This is a genomic window from bacterium, assembly GCA_040755755.1.
Taxonomy (GTDB): Bacteria; SZUA-182; SZUA-182; order DTGQ01; family DTGQ01; genus DTGQ01.
In genome coordinates this window covers 127,639-148,599 of the sequence record JBFLZW010000033.1, presented here as the reverse complement: position 1 = coordinate 148,599, position 20,961 = coordinate 127,639, and the positions used below count along the sequence as shown (strand labels likewise).

Annotated in this window: 8 protein-coding genes; all 8 read right to left on the bottom strand. The window is 50.0% G+C overall.

Going from position 1 to position 20,961, the window contains the following annotated elements; translation table 11 throughout:
* Positions 1–7 precede the first annotated feature (7 nt).
* Positions 8–9,772, bottom strand: a complete 9,765-nt coding sequence (locus tag AB1611_11520; GenBank protein MEW6380218.1) for a filamentous hemagglutinin family protein — start codon at positions 9,770–9,772, stop codon at positions 8–10.
* Between the two features lie 66 nt (positions 9,773–9,838).
* Positions 9,839–11,491: a POTRA domain-containing protein gene (locus AB1611_11515; protein MEW6380217.1), complete on the bottom strand. Its 1,653-nt coding sequence runs from the start codon at positions 11,489–11,491 to the stop codon at positions 9,839–9,841.
* Complete coding sequence (locus AB1611_11510) at positions 11,473–13,470, bottom strand: thioredoxin family protein (GenBank protein ID MEW6380216.1); 1,998 nt, start codon at positions 13,468–13,470, stop codon at positions 11,473–11,475. Before AB1611_11510 ends, AB1611_11515 begins: the two co-directional genes overlap by 19 nt.
* Before the next feature lie 129 nt (positions 13,471–13,599).
* Positions 13,600–14,805, bottom strand: coding sequence for a hypothetical protein (locus tag AB1611_11505; protein MEW6380215.1), 1,206 nt, complete (start codon positions 14,803–14,805; stop codon positions 13,600–13,602).
* Positions 14,806–14,904: 99 nt separating this feature from the next.
* Positions 14,905–15,606: a hypothetical protein gene (locus tag AB1611_11500; protein ID MEW6380214.1), complete on the bottom strand. Its 702-nt coding sequence runs from the start codon at positions 15,604–15,606 to the stop codon at positions 14,905–14,907.
* Positions 15,607–15,969: 363 nt separating this feature from the next.
* Entirely contained in the window at positions 15,970–18,195 is a 2,226-nt protein-coding gene (locus AB1611_11495) for a choice-of-anchor U domain-containing protein (GenBank protein ID MEW6380213.1), read from the bottom strand.
* A 25-nt stretch (positions 18,196–18,220) separates the two neighbouring features.
* Positions 18,221–18,457: a hypothetical protein gene (locus tag AB1611_11490; protein ID MEW6380212.1), complete on the bottom strand. Its 237-nt coding sequence runs from the start codon at positions 18,455–18,457 to the stop codon at positions 18,221–18,223.
* Between the two features lie 9 nt (positions 18,458–18,466).
* Positions 18,467–20,848, bottom strand: a complete 2,382-nt coding sequence (locus AB1611_11485) for a tetratricopeptide repeat protein (GenBank protein ID MEW6380211.1) — start codon at positions 20,846–20,848, stop codon at positions 18,467–18,469.
* Positions 20,849–20,961 lie beyond the last annotated feature (113 nt).

Here is a 20,961-nt window from a genome sequence, read left to right as displayed (position 1 = left end):
CCTTTTCCTACTTGCCACCTTTCTGTTCCTTTCTGTCATCCTTATCTTCTTCCTTATCCTTTTTCTCTTTTTTCCCTTCCGATCCCTCTTCAAATCCGATAACTTCCACGTCGATATCTTTATTGAAGGAGAAAGCCTCCTCTGCCTGCTTTATACTGCTCGCCAGCCTTTGGGCAGGCGAATCCGTAACCGAGGACTCTTCGCTGAGCTTTGTTTGAGGTGCAAGATTCCCGGCCCCGGTCAGAGCACCGATGTTGGCAGAGCTTTCTCCTGTCGATGGAACTCCTATCGAGCCCTCGGAAAAGCTGATATTCTGCACGTTCTTATAGCTTCGTGCTGCCATGCTGATGTTTCTGCCCACAATTTCAGCCTCACCGGCATCGATTTCACCGGTCGGGGCAAACAGGAAGACATCTCCGGCAAGCGGCGCTTCAAGGGGGCCTTCAAATCCATCGGGATCATAAGTTAAAGTGCGGATACCACTCCCGACTGCGGGAGGCTCGAATTTTACTCCAATGATTTCACCGTTTTCGTCGATATCGAGTTTCGGCGGTTCGGTATTGATCGCCGTCTTCGAGCCCCTTCCGGCATTGATATTTCCCAGATCACTCCAGGCCAGGATATCTCCTCCCCTGAAGGTCATTAACCGGGATTCATTGACATTAACATCACCCCCGGCAAAAATATTGATCATGCCACCTGCTGCCGTATAGATACCGGAATTCTTTGTGCTTTGGTTATCAGTGGGAAAGGTTGTTCTGCCTATATTAATATCTCCCCTGGCTATGATGGCCAGATCTCCCATTTCTCCGCTTGCATTGATCTGTGAGTCAAACATGTTAATATGACCATCTCCTGGCTTGGCCGATTGCAGGAAGGGATCGATAAGTCCTTGCCGTATTTCCTCCAGCTTCAGGGCAGCCCGATTACTTCCCTCCTCATTGAGCAGCCTGCAATACTCGGTAGCCTTGGTTTTTAAATCCTGGAAAAAGGTACTGATTTTATCGTTATCCAGATCCAGGGAATACCCGGAGACAACAGCCAGTGAGCTCTTTCCCAGACCAAGAGCAGGGTTATAATAGTGCCCCACAGACTGAATCCCTTTACTGGCTCCCAGATCGATGCTGTTTCCCGCCTGGACCAGCAGAAATCCCGGACCGCCATGCTCGATCCCCGTGCTGCCGGTAACAAGCGACGATGTACTGAACAAGATATCCTCTCCTGCCCTGATGCGGGTTGCATCAGTTGGCAGAATGCTCTGGCCGATATACTCGATGTCTCTGATATCCCCGGAGGCAAAAATGTCCGCTTTTTTCGGCAAATACAAACTCATGTCCTTAAGGTCACGGCCAGCATGGATAGTGACCGCAGCAGTATCGTTTCGATGAACCGGATTGGCCGCATGTAAATGAGAGTTGACGAGATTATTGAGTATAACGCTGCCGATATTGATACCTTCCTCTCCTGATTGTTCGCCGTATACCGTTGATGGTTCAAGGTCCGAGAGGAGAATCGATGACCGGGTGAAAGTATCCCCTGTGGAATATAATCCATCGATATCTCTTCCGGCTATCATTTCGAGATTCCCCGTTTCCGAAGGTGTCAGCGTAACGTTGCCTGATAAATGAATGTCCCTTCCGGCATACACCTTGAGGGTAGGGGGAAGAAGAGGTTTTTTCGATTTATCGGTGGGATATGTTATCGACAGGTTGCCGGTTTTCCCGGAAATGCTTACATCCCCGCTCTCAGCTCTCAGGGTAACCCGCGCATCAGGAGAATAGGTAAGGTTCCAGAGAGAATCAACATTGAAACCATCCCTCACGGTAGTGGGATTGACAATTGTACCCAGGTGGATATTCCCCTGAGAGGTTACTGATATTTGGGAATCGAAAACTTCAAAAGTCAGATCCTGGATGTTGCCACCGACATTTCCCATTGCGGAGAAATACCCTCGTCCCTCTTTCACCAGAAACTTTCCGTCGATATCTCCCCCTGAAAAAACTTCACAATCCCCGCTGCCGAACGTTCCAATCTGACAATACAGGTCGCTGCCCGCAAAGACTTTTACATCCCCCCCGGCCATGGCCGCCAGCCCCTGGGTGGGCAGGTCTCTCTCGTAACTTGCCGACCACGCTGTCCTGGTTACCTTGTCTCCGTTATCATCGATAACGATATAATTGTTTGCCCAATCCCATGCGTCTTTATTAATCAATTGGAGAGCTCCGACAGTTCCGCCTGCCTCGATGCTGATACCGCCTCCATTGGTATATTCCCAATATGCCTGGCTTGGAGCAGGTGAAGGATGCTCTCCCAGAGTACGGATTGAACCTAAGACCGTTTTACCTTTGGTGTCAAAATATGAATCCAGATCGAGATCGTTCCCGATTTCAACCTGAATATCACCCGTTCCGGTTTGAATGGCCCCGCCTTTCAGAATCAGCGAGCCTTCCACTGTGCCCTGTATCCGGCCACTTTCTGAAGCCATATTAAACGGAATCCTATTGAAGGGAATTTTCTCTACTTCAATGTCTTTGAATACTGCATAACTGCTGCTTAAATGCCCTATGGTGGTATTATTGCCCGAGGCAAAGGAAATGGGTGCGTTTTCCGTGTAAACTGCTGTATTATCGGTAACGTTCAGGTTCCCCGTTCCTTTGATAACCGCCAGAGGATCTGCGCTGTCCCGATCGGATCCTGCTGCCAGATCAAACCGCCAGGTGGAATCATTCCCTTTATCCAGGAGATGACCGGCGATGTTCAGATCATTGCCCGCCCGCAAAGAGAGACTGCCCGGCTCACCATTATACCGCCAGGCAGTAAAATCCCAGTCTGAAGAAAGGGATAACGAACCTTGATGGGATATTTCGATGCCGGGGCGAATATGAAGCGTGCCGCCATCTTCGAGGGACAAGCCTGACATGAAGGTTGCCGTATCTTCACGCATCTTGTCGATATCCCCGGCACCGATAACGCCGGAAGCGAAGTCATACGCCTTGACAGCCTCGACTATGACTTCTGAGGCTCCCTGTACCGTCGCCTGGCTGTTCAGCAGGTTATCCAGGTTCTCCCGGGGAACACGGATGGTAACCGTGCCACCGCTCTTCTCTCCATCATCCTCACCGCCTACATCGATCAGAGCTTTTTCCCCTGGTTCAACCCCTCCCAGAATCACTGTCCCTCGGGCCGTGCCGAGGATGACCTCCCCAGCCGGAGCGTATATCCCGGTTACTTCATCGCCAACCTGGTTACTGGCATGCAGGGTAAGGTTATCACGGCTGTACAATTCCACCCTTCCGGTTTCCGTGTTCCCGGCAGGGGCCTCGATAATGCCAAAAATATCGAGGTTGCCGCCATCGGCCACGAGCTTGACCGAATGGGCGGAAAGTTGCTCGTTCTCCGGCAGCGCTATATCGCCAGCCCGGAAACGAAGGTCAATCGCCCGGTCGAATCCGCCTCGTTTTAGCTTGCCGTTCAGTTGGGCAAGATTCACCGGCCCATCCTCTTGACCGTACCGGGTGGTATCGAGTGTGAACCTGCCGCCGCGACCGCGCCTGGCCTCGGAATCCCTGGCATTTCCTTTGATTTCACCATCCAGAACGACTTTCCCCTGGGGTGCATACAGGCTGATAGTTCCCGCATCGCCCTGATCACCTGCCGAGACATCGACGAGTGCGCCATCCGCAATATCTATTTGCCCCGCTTCGGTGGAGAGGGAAACCTTTCCCCCCGGAGCATAATCGCTTCCCTGAGCCAGAATCTGAGATCCCTGGTTGAGGAAAATTCCACCGGCTTCTCCCCTGCTATCAAGGGCAATCTGGCCGCTTTGAACCTCGATAAGGCCATCCAGGATGATATTCTGAGCTGCAACGCTCAGGCTTCCCCCTGGAGTGGTGTTCTCCCCGGCTGTGCCCTGACCGTTCCTGGTTATCGCTACCCGGCTGTCCGGGGCGTTGACCGTGAACCGGGCAACTTCGTAAGGTACGCCGGTGTTATTCGGGGAATCTGGTTCCCCGGCCTGGGAGGAAGATGCAGTCACCCGTGCGGCTTTGATATTCAATTCATCTCCGCTGGCTGCAAGGGAGCCCTTTCCGCTGAAGACCAGGTCCGTTCCACTGGTAAGATTGATTTTCCGAAAACCGTCAAAAGAGATATCTCCCTGCCCGATAACGAGCTCGTCAGCCGTAAGGGACAGGGTAGCGGTATCCGGCAGCTCGCTCTCTTCGCCTGGCAGCCCGGTATTCAAAAGGCTGATTCTTTTCGAGGAGGTGAGAGAAACGGCATCGCCTTCACTCAGCCCCCGGCCACTCATCCTTGGCGTGTTCAGAATGAGGAAAGCGTCACCGAAATCAAGGTCGAGCGCAGTGTGAAAAACCACCTCCCTGCGGCCGGTAAGGCTCAGGTGAGTAAAACCCCTGGTAATATCGGCAAGCTCCTGGGGAGTGAAGACCAGGCTTGACTCATTCTGCGGGTTAAGCGGGTCAGCCGTAACCTCGATCCGCTCTCCCATCAGGTTCAGCGTGCTGTTATCCACCTGAATATCGCCTGAGGAGGCGATATTTTTACATTCCAGGTTGAGGACATTACTGGCATGCACGCTGGCGTTCTCCTCGATAGTCACCCTGCCCTTGGGGGATATCAAACTTATAGAGCCTTCACCTTTCGAAATCTCTCCTTCAGCCTGAAGCAGTGCGCCTGACTGAACCGTAATGTCCTGCGTTGCCGCCAGGGTAAGATTCGTTCCCGCAAGGTGCGCCCCATCCTGGATCGTGATATTAGCAGTTCCCTGGTATTCCTTCCCGTTCAGTTCCACACCGCCCAGGACGATTTCTTTAAATCCCTTTCCTGACAGCCCCCCGGCATCGATGTAGAGTTTGTCCTTCAAAAACGCAGGCATATCTTCGTCAAAGGAGAATCCAGGCAGAAGCGCCTCGGAGAACTGCCCGACGAATACCGTTTTGCCGCCCAGTTCTATCCGGTTTCCTTCAAAACCAGGGAGCGGTTTTCCACTCACTGTTCCTTCCAGAACCGACGTATTCCCCCTGATCGTTACTTCACCGGCATTTCCGGCTGTCAGGTGAGCGAGAGTAAAATTACCCTCCTGCACTACCTTTTCTGCCGGCCTTATCGAGTAGATATGCGGGACCGTTGCTGTGAAGCCGGTGTCCCGGATAGTCGTAAATCCCCTGGTTACCGGACTTCCTTCTTTGGACAGCATCAAGGTATCGATGGTGTAATGCGGACCAAGATCCGTGATAACCAGAGCACCGGGCATAAAGGCAAACTGCTCCGGCAGCAGGGAATATATCCCTTGCGGCACTCCCTCGACACCCTCAAGGTATACGGCCTTTCCCGGCAGCACAATGCTATTGTCAGGGAGAATGACAGAACGCCCGCTCGCTGATAAGGGATTACGGGAACCCTCGATACCCGGCAAAAACTGATAGGCAAAGATTTCCCCCCCGCCATCGGCTGAGATCAGAGCGTCCTTGTCGAAAATAATCTCCGAGCTGTTCAGGGATACTGAGTTATGCGGCAGGGTTGCAGCCTGTTTCTTACTCGGTTCGTTCTTATCGCTCTTGTCGGGAATAGTCCATGAGGTATTGCTGAGGTCTCCGTAATTAACCGAAGCTTCACCCGTTGTGGTGATTTTGCTTCCTGCCGCCAGGTATATCCGGGACTGAGAGATCTCCCCTGTCTCTCCATTCTGACAGAGGGCAATTTCACCCATCGGCGCAGCCAGTGTTCCCCTGTGCTCGATACTGTCCGCTTCGATCGTCAGTTTTCCCCCGGCAGAATAGATAGTACTGGAAGGAGTGTTTTCTCCGGGCAGGATGGTAACTTTGCGGTCTGAATGAATGGTAACCTGGGAAAGAGTGGTCGGATAAATCCGCTCAGCCCGCAGGGTCAGATTACCGGCGGTATTCAATTCCCCCTTCCAGCCGAGGTCAAATCCCAGGAAAACGGTATGCCTGTCGCTCAAGGTCAAATCATGTTCGGCGTTCAATTGGACATCCTGGAAGCCGGAAAACTGAATGTCGCCCTCGGTGTCGATCCAGTTGGCTGAACATTGTATCATTGCCTCTCCCGTTTGTGAGGGCTGAAAATTATATTGAGCGCTGTTCACCAGGCGAAGCCAGGGAGCACGCAGATAGACCTGCTCCGCTCCTGCTGCCTTGATCAGCGGAGCATCGAGGGTAAGGCTTCGCTCCGGGGTCAGATTCAGTGATTCGGCAAACTCGATCCCGCTCCAGCTCCTCAATTCAAGGGCATCAAATCCGCCGCTTTGATCGGGAGAGCTTTTCTGCACGATGCGTTTCATGTCATCAGCATAAATGTTCAACCCGCCCGTAACGTCCTTTCGCTCGATGATGAATTTCCCCCCGGCTGCTCCATCCATTTTCCCGTGTCCGAGCAGTGTCACGCCATCCAGCCTGCCCTGCACGGTTTTTTCTTCGGAATCTATCCGGGGATTCAGGTATCCGCCAAAGGACAGGGTAAGGCTTCCGGCATCACCGGCAGTGGGCACAGTTGTAAAAGACCCGTCAGCGTTTTGTATCAGCGTAAAGGCAGGTGATGGTCCTGAAACATCGATCAGACATCCATCCTCCAGGATCAGGTTCCCGGTTGCCTCCAGTTTGACACTTCCGCCGGAGAGCGAAGTAAATCCTGTCGGCAGACCCTGGGCGCGGGGTTTTTTATCCGGTTTATTAAAACCGGCGGCGGTAATCCGGCCGGTCTCACCGATGACAAGGTCATTGGCCGAAGCAGAGATAGTGCCTGCCGGGGCTTCCAGGCTCCCCGCTATGGTGATCGAGGGAGCTTTTACCTCGACCTTCCCGCCGATCGAGGTCTGTATCTTCGCCCCTGAATCCACCGAGACGGCAGCCTCGAGATTGATATCACCGGTGATGCCGGTTCTATCCACCGGCACACCGGCTTTACAGGTCACGGAAGATGAACCAAGCTCATCGAAGGGTACGGTGATAAAGGACAATGGAGTGAGATCAGGTTTGTTCACCGTTCCGATAATAGATGCCTCAGGGGAAAAAGGAGTTATTCTCGGCAGAGGCTGTGCCAGTTTTACCTGTGAGGGAGCAAGAATCGATCCCTCCTGAATATGAATATCGTTTTCGCTGATCAGGCCGATATGGGTAAAGCCTGTGGAAGCCCAAAAATTATCCGGCAGGATGCATTCCTCTCCGGTATTTTCCTGATGGTCTGTACTTTCCTGTTGGGAACTGGTATTCGGAACTACCCGGATATCACCGGTGTGGAGAGAAAGAGTACCGCCGGTCTGACCGTACAGAGCGTGCCCCCGCAAATCACCCGCCAGGGAAAGATGCAGGCTCCGCAAATCCAAAAGCCCGGCCCCGCCGCCGGAAATCTCTCCTTTCGGGGAGGTGACATATCCGCCGCTGACATCGAGGAGGGCTCCCCGATCGATATGGATACCGCCCTGAGAGCTTGTTTTATCAAAAATCCGGATGTCTCCACCCTCCGGTAAGCCGCTCAGGGCTGGTGGAAGCAGATAATCGATCTTCTCTCCAGCCGCAGTTACGATACTTCCCTCTTTCAGATGAATCCCTTCGGGCAGATGGCCCGGCAAAGGGATATAGTGATTATTGGGCTGACCCAAGGCGGTGGTTTCAAATGAGGTAATGTTATCGTCATTGTCGAAACGGATAAAACCTCCGGGGGCGGTTATTTCCCCCTGATGGACAATGCTTCGCGCCGCGGCCTGGAAACTTCCGCCGGGAGGAAGGGTGATGCGGGTGTCTTTCCCGGTAGTTATGCCAGTATTGCTGTAAAGTTTAATATCCGCCAATCCGGCAGTGTTCAACAGGTATTCCGGGATATACGTAGTGGAAAAAGTCCCGGACAGGGAGTCGCCTGGCGCGAAATCCTCCGCCAGGGGCTGCACCTGGGACTGGACAACGATTTCATCCGTATACAGATCCCTGTTGTCGATACCGGTCTTAAAATCATAATAGCCAATCTCAAGGGTTCCTCCTTTGGGCTGGACCACTCCTCTGGTGGTGGTAAAACCGAATTCATCCAGGGGTTGGGAAAACTCGGTCTGAAAAATTCCCCTGAAGGCTGAACCATGCAACTGTCCATCTAAAACCAGTCTTCTGGCTTTCAGAATTAACGATCCTGCATTACCACCTTCGATGTAAGAGGGCTGGTATTCCATAACGGGTGCAATCCCGCCATAATAGAGGCCCTGATAGTCCTTCCAGACTCCAAATCGTGGATACTCCTTGCGGAAAAATCCCAGCACTTTGTCATATTGAATCCATTGGGGAGCAGTGCTGATATCGTAGACAGTATGCCCGGCTAACAATTTCGTGGTCTCTCCAAAGCTCCGGCTATACAGAGTTCCGCCCCCGGAAAAATCGACCAGGGATCCCTTTCTCAAGATAATATCCCCTGAAAAGGATTCTATGGAGATATCCCCGCCCATTGAACAGCGCTCAAGAGCTGTCTGCTCTTCAGAGCTCAGGGAGCCGGAAACATTGCCGATCGATGAGCCGCTGTTGGCATTGAAGGTGATCGTTTCTCCCTTGAGCGGGCCGGTCTTTTGCCCAAAATCATCCCTCAATTCGACACTGTTCAGTTTTGTCTCGATCAGGTTCGTTTCACCCGGACGTCCGACCCACTGGCCACTGACATCGATCATGCTCTCCTCCCCCAGGTAAACTCTCGTATCTGCGGTGATATTCACCTGTCCTGCCGGGGCTTCGATACTCCCCAGATGTTCGACCGTGTTGACCCGTGCCATTCCGCTCCCGCTGGCTGAATCGATGGATGGGTCCCAGCCTCCAATGGTGATACTGCTTTTCATGAAAGGGAAAGATTGATGAACCTTTTCCGATGAATCACTCACCGGACAGGCAGTGATACTTTTCGCCCCGGTGGCTACTTTATCAGTAGCCAGCAATTCGATGTTTCCATTTCTCTTCACCGCGGTTACAGACCGTATTAAGCCCTGCTGGTTGATTGTCTTGCCATACATACCTGCCAGGCCAAGATCCGCACTGATCCGGCCATTCTCGAAATTCACCGCCGTACCCGGATTGACGCCAGAATTTTTTACTATCTTGCCAGGCCGCGATGTATCCAGGCCGGATGGGGTAACAAGCTCAATCGCCGTTCCGGCTGCAAGGCCAACTTGTCCCATCGGACAATCGATGGTCCCGCTGTTTTCAACTGATGTCCCGAATAAGAAAACAGAGCCTCCATCAGGTGTTTCTATATTCCCATGATTGGAAACAACGGCTTTAGAAGAAGGATCAGCGTTGAATTTCAATATGCCCTGCCGGAAATCTTCATCATTGATATTTAACGAGGAGGCTATCAGAGAATGGACATTAACCCGGGACCCGGGTCCAAAGAGAATACCGTTCTGGTTGATCAAGTATACCTTTCCATCCGCGGTAAGCTGTCCGAAAATCTGACTGGGTTTATTATCATGAATACGGTTCAAAATCGCCCAGCCGGTCTGTCCCTGCTGATCGAAATGCGTATACGATTCCCTGCCGATATTGAAGGTCTCCCAATCGATAATAGCTTTTTTGTCATTCTGGTGGATGATAGCCTGATTGTCAGCCGGATACTCCACGCCGGATACACCTTCTGTTTGTATGATACCTCGGGGCACGCAAACAGGATCGGGAGGACGGGGCGTGAATTTCACCGGATCGCCGTAGTAACCGGGAATCAAAGGCTCTCCAAAGGCGGGAAGGTGCAGGAGGCAGAGATGGAAAATCATGAGAAAAACCAGAGATTTTTTTCTGAACTTTTTCTGTCTGAAATCTGTCATCATTCAGGATTTCCTTTAAAATTGATACAGGAGATTAAAGTACATCCGGGTATCTCCCTTTTCAGTCAAATCCGTATCATTGAGAGCCACTCCCCAGTCAAAACCATACTTGAAGTGATTACCAATCCCACCCCGCAAACCGGCACCCACACCCTGAAGGGTAATGCCCGCATTTTTACTTTTCACGGTGCTTCCTTCGCTATCCTCGCTCAACCGGTCAAGCACCTGCAGAATCGCTCCGTCATAGAAAGCGTGGAGCGTGAGATTACCCGCTTTCCGGAATCCCAGCCGTTGAAAAAGGTTGGGACTTTGCATCTCCAGGGTGAAATGAATCGCATTATCACCAAGCTCTTCGCTTTCCTTATACCCCCGGAGGTTATCAACTCCTCCGGCAGGATATTGTTCGTTGGAAATCAATGGCTGATTGGCCAGTTGTCCATCCAGCCTGAGCAGGAGACCGGCATCCCCGGGCAATTTGGAAGACCGCTCGGCTTTGGCGGTCAGAAACAGATAGTTGCCTTTTGCCTGATAGCGTTTGGCTTCGAATTCTTTTTGTTCGGTCAAAAGCCCCCGGAAGACCATGTTAAACGAAGTGCTCAGGGTCGTTGAGCCATGCGAATCCGGGAGCGATGCACTGTAGGATAAGAAGAGGGGAGCATACTGGATAGGAGTTTTCAAATTATTGTCGTTATTTTTAAAGCCTATGGTCTCGTCAAAATCCTTATAATCGATCCCCAGGGAAGCTGTGTGCTGGCAGCGCTCGGAGGCAGGGAAGGGTATGAGATATCTGAATCCGGTAATCCTCCCTTTTCCGAGAACCTGAATATCCCCTGCCGTGGTTGTCTCGCTGTCTGATTTTATATGGTAGAAGGCCATTCCCTGCCGGTAATCCCAGGGAGGTGAAAGGACATAGGAAATATAGACGGACTGAACCTCATCCGGCTCTTCCGGTGAGGTCTGGTATTGAACAGCCAGGGAATGGTCCTGCTGCCAGAGATTGTCGTACCGAAGCGATGCCGTGGTCCGTAAATCGGGAGTGGTATGAGTCGAGCGGTTATTCAGCTCGAAAGACCCGTGAACAGGAAGCCGGTCTTGCACTTTCAGCTCGACATCGATAATGTCTAATTCCCTTGTCGGTATCAGGACCGGTTTCACCTGAAGGTCAGGATTGCTGCTGATGCGGCCCAATTGCTCCTGCACCGTGGGCATATACAGGATAGCGCCGGGATGGAAACCGGATAATTGCCTCAGGATCTTCTTTTTGGTGACGTACTCGTTTCCGGTGATTGTCACCGTGCCGATCCTGCTTTCAATAACCTCGATCCTGATTACTCCTTTCTCTACGGTTTGTTCCGGGATATTTACCAGTACGGTCGGATACCCTTTCCGGTGATAGAGGCTTTCGAGGTCTGACCTTGCCCGTTCTACATCTTCATCGGTTTTGTTTTTTCCCTTATATATTGAAATTGCACGTTCGATCTCACTGTCATCCAAAAGCGTGTTCCCCTCAATGCTGAATTCCCTGATCTGAAAAGTAACCTTCTCTTCCTCCGGAAGAGCATCCTCCTGCACCTCTGCACCCGCTCCTGAAGATGTGCCGCCAATAATCATGACGATGAACAGGAGGAGCAGGGTCTTACCGATGATTTTTAGTACCCCTCTAAACAATTATCCAGTTCCCTCCTCAATGCAGTTGCTGGAATAAAGCCATCAAATTTTTTTACCATTTTCCCCTGTGAGTCCAAAAGGACAGTCAGAGGAAACCCGTCCTGCTGATACAGAGCTTTATATTTGCTTTCCTTCTCAGAATTAATCTTCAGCCAGACGAATTTATCAGCCAGGGTTTTCATCAGGGGATGCCGGTAGGTTTCCTGGAGCATCTTCTGGCACCAGGGACACCAGTCTGCGTACAGAAACAGTACAATAGGTTTATTTTCCCGCCCGGCAGTGTCAAGACCCTGATCGTGGTTCTCCTGCCAGGGCAGTTCTTCTTTTTTCAGTTTCGATGCTTTGGTGAGAGAAGTTACTTCAAAATCAAGCACGATGTTCCTGCCAGCCAGAGGGTGCCGGAAATCGACGGTAAAATTATCCTCATCCGCCTCCGTGATTATCCCTTTCTTCCCTTCCATTTCGAAAGTCGCGCCTATTCGGGGCTGCAGGGAAATTACGACCTGATTTCCATCCAGAAAGACTCCGGTTGTCCCAAAGGGGTCTTCGTACTGCTTCCCGTCTTCAATAACCGCCGAAAGCCGGGCATATTGAGGAGTAACCTCGGTTACGACCGCCTCGAAGTAGGGAGTCAGGGGAACACGGGCATCGAGGCTGGGAAACATCTTGAATTTTTGAACGTACTGCTCCGGAGACAGGTTCATGGTCCGGGGAAGGCGTTTGTTCAGCGGAAATTTTTTTATCTCCTGACTGCCGGGAGGACCAAAAGCCTTATCAGCCGGTATGGTTATTGTTTTTTTCCCATGAACGGGCAACCCCACCGAGGCTTCGGATAAACCCGGAATATCGGATGGCTCACCGGCAATGATTTCCAGCGGAAGAAACTGTCTGGGTTCCTGATACTCCGGCATTTTTACCCTGTTTGGATCATGAGCGACCGATTCCCGGCTCGTACGGTAAACCTGTCCGTCTTCCAGGGAAATGGTATAATCAGCCAGAATCAGATCTCCCGGCTGCACCCTGTTCGGGTCTTCCGGAAGGCCACTTTGATTCAGATGTATATCAGCATTTCCTGTTTCACTCTGCCGCGCCTTATCGACCGCCTGCTGGAGTGCTTGCAGTGCTCTCCCGGATGCGCCGGGGGGATCGACAGCCTCCACTTTGACCTCACAGGTCAACATTTCCCCGCCAAAGGGATGAGCAAAGTCGGAAATAATGACCTGATCGTTTACCTCAACGACTCTTCCTGTATACGGCCCGGCTTTTATCAGGTCTCCAACCCGGGCTTCAATTTCGATCTCGTAATAATCCTCCTTCTCGCTGACCAGTCCCTGGCCAAAGGGAGGTGTGGGGATGCGGGAGCCTGGCTGAGCCAGAATCTTAACGAGGACATCTTTCCCGTCCAGAGAGATTACCTTTCCCCAAAGCCCCGGCTCCACCTCGACCCGCTGGCCCGCTTCAGGCTCAAGACCCTTGCTGAGTTTCAGATAATAATCCCTGGGCATCCGCTTCTCTTTCGGCCTTTTTCTGACTCTGGCCATCTGCAGGAACCGGTCCTCATCTTTCAGATTGGCTGGCGTGTTAGCGTCAATCTCAAAACTGTATTCCTTTCCCACTTCAGTCCCGACAATCAACTGAGAGAGCCTGGCTTCAATGGTTTTCTCAAACTCCTTGAGAAAACCGTCTTCCGAAGTTACAATCTCCTGGCCACCCGTGAGGACGGAAGGGCCATACACCTGGCGATGGGTAAAAACCGGGGATTTCGGATACGAGGTGTTATCCTCGGCGATTCTTTTTGAAGTGGTGGCAACTACGTCGCCATCAGGGACCCGGCAGGTGTAATTCACCCGGGCAAGGTCACCCTTTTTTACGATCAGGTGCTGATGAGCACCGCTGCAGCCAGAGAAGAAGGGGAAAAGGGAGGCGATTAGGAAGAGTGGAAAAACGGGGGCAGAAAATTTTTTCTTTCGGTCTGTCATGCCAGTCCCTCGTCAATGAATCGCGTTATGAATATAACGCTTATGAATATATCATCAGGGCCTCTCCCGTGAGGAGAGGCCCTGACCCTGATGAGTTTAATTCAGTGCTGATGTTTTCAGGCGCAGTAATTATTTGAATTGAGGATAAGCGCGGCAGTTTGCCTTCTCGCAGAGCATTTCAGACTGGGTTGCCCAGTAAGCGGCTTTGCTGGCGGGAAGGTTGGCTGGATTGGAAGCATAAGCAATCAGTTGTAAAACGATAGGATGTGTAACCGAATCATTGGGATTGCATTCATACAGATGCTGTTCTGCCCAGAAATCATAGACGCAGTTGGTGATGTTTTCTTTGGCAGCGGATGCGCCCATATAATTCAGAGCATAGACATGGGGATAGCTTGATGTGCCAACCAGTTGGTCTGCATCGGCATAACCAACCGCAGCAGCGGTATCCGTGCTAAATCCGCCATTTTGCTCGATGCACCTCATCATGTCGGACGATCCGTCATTGAACCACACTCCCCAATCATCTTCAGTGGTGGCCAGAGGCCAGGTATCTGTCCTGAAGACCACATTATCCAGAGTTGCATGGGTTCCGGAACCTGCATGGCGCAGACAGGCAACAATATCCTTTACCGGGTAGGTGGTTGGACCAAAGTCACTCCACACAAAAGCCTTACGGGCGAAAATCAGTACGGCCTGCAGCCTGGTCAGGTTGGAAACCTCGGTCTCAATAGCTGTATTGGCAAAGAAGCCAAACGGTACAACCAGAGGCTTGTAAATGGTCATGCCGGTTGTATCAATTGGCCCGACGTTACGGTAAACATAAGGCTGGTTGGCTCTATCGTAATGACCTTTCAATTTACCTTCGGTATATTGGCCAAAGCACTCACCGCCAACATCTGAAGCACCAATGGTCACTTCAACACATTTAAGGCCATTTACCAGCTTGGTTGCCCAGTTGGTATTATTCTCGTCTGCCATCTCACGGTTGCGGGGGTTGCCTGCACATGAAGGCTGTCCGCCTACTTCCGGAGGAGGCACCTGACCTTTGCAAGAATAAATTCCGTCAAAGGATGCCTTGGAAGAATACCGGATGTAGTAGGTATCGGCACCCTTGGTGCCCTTGGTTATACCATGTTTTTTACTGCTGTCCTCAGCCTGCTGGATGTTGGTGCAGCCGATGCTGGCCAGAAAGTTATCAGCAGCATCGTTCCAGAAAAGGTACTGAGCTGAAGCGCCGTAAATATTAATATTGATGGTAGCGGCACCTGATCTGCCAGCCATAGCTAAAATGGCCATGACGATAACCAATACCTGCAAACATCGCTTAGACATGTTAATCTCCTTGTTTTAACCTGATATTAAAGTGATGCTATGGTAAAGTTACAAAGAAAAATAAAAATTGTGATGAGGTTAATTAAAATTGCTGAAAGCTTAGGCAGAATATCTTCTTTTAATGCCGACAAGGCCAAGAATGCCGGAAGCGAGAAGCAGGAAACCGCCGGGAATTGGAACAGGATTGACAGGATTAATCACGAGCCGGTAATCCGTCCCCTGCCCTGGAATTAACGTAACAGTGGTAGACCCTGTTTTTTTGAACTGATAGAGGTACATGGTGGGATCAGCCTCAGTAAGTGCAGCCTCACCCAATTTACCCTCAGCGTATCCGTTGTTAAAACCGGCAAACTGACCACGGGTAGTCGATGAATCCATTTTTGCCCAATAAGAGTTCGACAAACTCGTTAAGGTCTCAGTTATACCATCCGCGGGTACGTCGCCGAGCTTATAGTTGTTAAGAACACAACCATTATAGCCGCTTACAAAGGAAGATTGGGCCGATCCCTTGACTGACGGTACCATATCTTCAGTAGTGGCAAAGTAGTAATTAATACCGTCAGCATCACTCACACCATCATACCCGAAAAAAGCTACCCAGGCACCCGGCTGCGCCGCAATAGGTACATGTATTGCGGATCCCATTGAGCTGATCGCGCCAAGATCCCTTCCTATCTCCCACCCGGAAACCTCATTGTAGATAACCTCAATAAGATTCCCGCTTTCCCAATAAGCGTTAACCTTGCTGCTCAGGGCAAACAATAAACATACCGCAAATAAAATACTGGCAATTTTCTTCATTCTTTCATCTCCATGTTTTTCGGCCCGTTCTTAATCACGGCCTCTGAGATTTATCCTATACTCCTAACCTGAAATGCCTAATCTTAGCTTAGTTTACCGTTACCTGACCGTTACTGACTTTCTCTTCCTTTGTTATCACCCCCTTTCCCGATAGCCTCTGCTCTCGAACAGCCCCGTGGTTACTGTTTGTTATCGGGCTTATCCAAGAGCGCTCTCTCGGTCTTAGATGGGGCTTCCTGGTCCTTGAATAACAGAGAAGTCAGCAAAGTACCCCTATGGATTACACAAATTATTAATTCATCTATCTTTTACTCTACGGAGGAGATTATAGATCGTATTTATGATGAGGTTATTATCGGTTTATTAATTTTTCATTAATTTTTTCAGGATAGTCACGAAACAGCCACCTGAACCACTTCCCTTGGAAGAAGTCCCTGGTACAGTAGCCGGACCACCGATATCAATAATCTCTCCATTAGCCGAGAGATCGTCATCCCCCCTCGCCCCATCGATAAAATGCAGGGTGACAATATTCCCCTGAATTTGCGCTCCTGTCTGGCCGTCGTATAAGAATTCATACCAATGGGGCTTGGGATTATCGGATGTGGGGCCATATTTATAATACGTATTGGGAGTTACTCCTGCAGGAAGATAGAGAGTTACTGTTGTCGATCCATCGGTATTTAAATTGCCGAGCGGAAAGTTCAGTTGAAATAAACAGAAGATATTAACACCAGGGGGATATCCTTCGGCAAGAGAGTTAAGGTCTACAGCCATCATTTCCGGGGACTGGATTAAGGTTGGGGAGGCAAGAGTGACGTAATACTGGTCATCCCAGGTATACATCGAAGCAACATTTTCTTGCCGGTAATCTGCAATGCCGTCGCCATTACCATCATAATTGGGGTTATCTTTGCCCGGCCCTTTTTCTTCGTCATCAGGCACAAAGTCTCCATCGAAATTCAAAACAGGTATCGGGGAAAATTTCACTGTCACCAGACGATTCCCAGACACGGTTACTGCATTGGTATTGGCTGTCGTAGCGTCATTGTCCGTTCCACACCAGGAATGTATCTGATACCCGCTGTCCGGGGCCGCTGTCAGCATGACCGTGGCGGTGTCAAAATAGGTTCCCTCAATCGGCGTTACCGTTCCCCTGCCCTCCACCCGGATAGTTAATTTGTACGGCAATTTGACAAATATCGCTGTGATCGACTTATGGCCATTCATGGTTAATGTTGCGCTGCTGTCGGTGCCTGACAGATCGCCACTCCATCCTGTAAATGCCCAGCCTGAATCAGGCTGGGCTGTAAGCTCGATCTCATCGCAGCTTATCTGGTTTTCCAGTACCTTGCCATTACCTTCGGTGGTGACTGAGGCGATATATTGATTAAATGGGGGAGGAGTGGAGTTATCCGGACAGCCGGTTCTCCCGAACGATAGAGCAAACAGTGCCGCATCCTCATCATCCAGCTTACCGTCGCCGTTTAAATCAGCCTTACAGTTACGATATTTGACCAGATCTTTTCCATCGACATCCCCGTCATTGTCAAAATCCCCTCCCCAGCATTGATTATCGAGAGTATTTTCCCTGAAGGAGGCGATTACCTCTTTGTGCATATCCATCTCCAGGGTGGTGGCTGGAATGCTAATCCCTTCAAGACCCCCTCCCCATACTTCAAATGTCCATCCTTCAGCCGCTATGGCTTCAAGATCGAACCGGGTACCTTCAAGGAGATTAATGGCAGTGTTTTGGGTATAAGTTTGATTCAGGGGGTGGCCAAGCCTGACGCTCCCCTGTCCGTTGATAGTTAAAGTCAGGGTTAAGGTCAAGGGAACGTAAGGATTCATTACGGTGCAGCCGTCGGCATAAATGCGAATCGTAGCAACATACGGTGTATTCTCACCGGGAATAATTACAGCAGTTTGACTTCCTGTTTTTTTAACTTTATAAAGGTATACATCGAAATAAGGATTCGGACCCGTATCAAAATCAAAACCGTCCGTTACCAGTATTTGACCCGGTGTTTCACCTAAATGTTTTTCACCTATTATTCCATCCAGTTGCTTCAACAGTCCGGCATATTGTCCCGGTGCGCTCTGTGAATCCATTTTTGTCCAATATGAGCAAGAGTGTTGAGCAATACCCTGAACCAGCCTGTCGCTCAGATGGGTTACCTCCCGGAGTCCATAATAGTTAAGCACCGTAGTCTTATAGGCATTCATGAAAGAAGTGAAGCTTTTCTGGTTAATACTGGGCTCTGTCGGCTTCGTGGTTATAAAATAGGCGAACTCGCCACTTTCATTCTTGCTGTAGGAGAAAATACCCAGGTATACATTTTCCCAGCTATTATTGTTAAGGTAGTTAATTTTAAAGCCTTCGCCAGACTTTACCAGCAGGTTATCCTTCTTGGAGATGTTCGGGTCCTCGATATCCCCTAAATCAACACCTACCTCATTATCACCGTCCCGATAGATTACCTGAATCAGATGATGACTTCCAAAGCCCGCCATAGACTGAGAGGGAAAAACGATACTCGTAACTGCTGCCAGGACAAGACAGACTAAAAATGTTATTTTGTTTCTCATCGTTACCTTATCCAATATTTGGTGGTTAATGTTTTAACACCTCTTCAAATTTTTCGACCTTTGCTATGCTCCCTTGGGTAAAATTTATCTTGATATAGCCGGTGAACTTTTCCTCAGATAATCCCCTGAGGTACTCTAAAAGAGTGGTGAATTTTTTTGTGCTGTCCATTCTGCTTTTCCGGGCATCCATGTTTTGGTTTTTCTCACTGGTATTTTTTGGTTTTCTGTTATTACCTTGTTCTGTCACCCTGAAATCCTCCAATGGTCCAGACTACAGCCTGAGCTTCTCCAGTTCTTTCTTCGCCTCCCGGGTTTCAACGACATTCGCCGGGGAGGCGGCAGCCTTTTTCAGGTAGAGACAGGCATTGTCTTTATCACCTTTTTTCAGATAGCATACTCCCAGGTGATAGGCATACACGGGATTACTCAGGCGCGATTGTCCAAACTTCTGGTAAATATCTATTCCCTTTTTGTAATCACCCTGCTTACAGTAAATCCAGGCTAACGTATCCATGGTATTATATTGATAAGGATCATCCTGAATGACCTGAGCGGCCAGTTGCCGCCCCTTCTCCAGGTTTTCTTGTGAGGGGAAATATTCAGCATACAGGTAAGCCAGGTTATTGGCAGCCAGCGTGAACTTGGGGTCCTCCGCCAGAACCTGCTCAAAGACCTGCCTGGCCTTATCATATTCTTTACTTTTTACATGCAGCATCCCGCGGGAAAAATCTGCCAGGGGCTGGTGGGGATACTTCTTTTTCAGCTCCTGAAAATACGTCAGACCCTCACTTTGCTTTCCCTCCCGGCAGAACAGCTCGACCAGGTATGAATAGGGGAGCATCCAGGCCGGCTGGGCCATGATAGCCTGGGTAAAGGATTTTTTCGCCTGCTCTCCATCCTGTCTGGCGATATGGATACGGCCTATCAGGGCATGCACGGCCTGGCTTGGAAACTTCTGGAGATTTTGGGAACAGAGTGCAAGGGCCTCATCGGTTTTTTTCTCTTCGAGAAGACAGATGACCATGCCCTCGAATGCACTGAAAAAGCCTGGATTAGCTGCAAGTGCCTTCTGAAACCTTGTTTTTGCCTCCTGATTGTTTTTCCGCTTTATGGACAATAATCCTGATTGATACCAGGCAATATGATTGTTCGGATCTATGTCCAGAACCTTTTGATAGTAGCTTTCGGCATTCTTCAGGTCACCGGTTCTCGAAAAGGTATCCCCAAGTTTGCCAAGGATATTAATATCCTTGGGATTTTTTTCTTCCAGTGCCTTGAGCTGGGCGATGATATCCTCTACCGCCCCCTGTCTCCGGTAGATGGCAAGCAGTACATCAAGAGACGAGTACAGTCCGGGATTCAGGCTGAGAGCTTTCTTGAGGTAGTCCACCGCAAGTTTCTCTTCGTGGTTGATGAGATGGGCTCTGGCCAGCCGGTCATAGGCCGGGGCGTAATCAGGCTCCTGGTTAAGGCAATGGTTAAACTCTCCGACGGCCTCAAGCCCCTTTTTGTCGTTCAGAAATATCTCCCCCCGCAGGAAATGGGCCTGGAAATCCTTGGGATTTTTCTTGATTACCCGGTTCAGTTCCGATAAAGCTAAATCGGCTCTATTCTGATCACAATAGAGCCGGGCAAGACGATTCGATATTCCCAGAGAATCCACACTCTCCGGTTCAATGGCCGATGATTCTTTCAAAAGCTCAATGGCTTTTTCCACCTGCCGATGACCTCGATAAAATTCTGCCAGAGCGAGTCGCAGCTTGTACCCCGGAGATATCTTCCTGATCCCCTCCTGCAAGGTCTGCTCGGCTTGAGCCTCTTTTTTATGAGCAGCGTATGTCCGGGCTAACAGAATCCGATATTCCTCGTTATCCGGTTTTTCATCGATCAGCTTCCGTAAGACTGCTGTCCCCTTAGCCGGTGATTTGGCAACTTCAAAATAAAACCGGGCAAGGAGAAGCTGATGGCCATTATCCTGATATATTTTCTCCGCTGCCGCTAAGTTATTCTCCTGGATGTAAAAATCTGCCAGGGCGATTGAGAGTGTCTGATTGTCCTTATTCTTTGCTATCCCCTCCCGTAATATACCCTTTGCCCTGTTCAAGTCTTTCTGCTGGAAATAAACCTCGGAAAGCAATAAATAGGCTTCCCCCCGTTTGTCTTCACGGGCAATGACTTTTCTGAGCATTTCCTCTGCCTGGGGATACTTTTTCCTGGCAAGGAAGAGAGAGGATTGGAGAAGAAGAGCTTCAGTGTTCGAGGGTTCCTTTTTCAATACGATGTCAGCCTTTTCCCCGGCTTCATCCAATCTTCCGGCCATAAAATATATCCGGCCCAGGAGATTATGGGCATCCAGATACCCCGGATTCAGCTCAACCGCCTTACTGGCCAGGGCAAAGGCTTTCTTAAAATCATGCTGGTAAAATTCACAGTAAGCCAGGCCATAGTACCCTTTGTCAAACTGAGGATCGATTTTCAGGGCGTTTTTGAATTCCAGCTTGGCTTTTGGATAATTCGATTTTTTTAATAATTCCATACCTCTGGTATGGAACTTATCCTTCATCTCCTTTGGAGAGGAACAGTGGGTAATCCAAAGACTCATGAATAGGATAATAACGATATATGCCTGCTCTTTCCTGGAAATTCTCTTCATTTTCTGCCTCTCATTACTTTGTGTGGCCATTTTTTCCTGCCTGCTCTTGAAAATAAAGCTTCGCCCCGTAAATTCCCAACGCATGGTGGCCGTGAAAATTTTGGAATACCAAT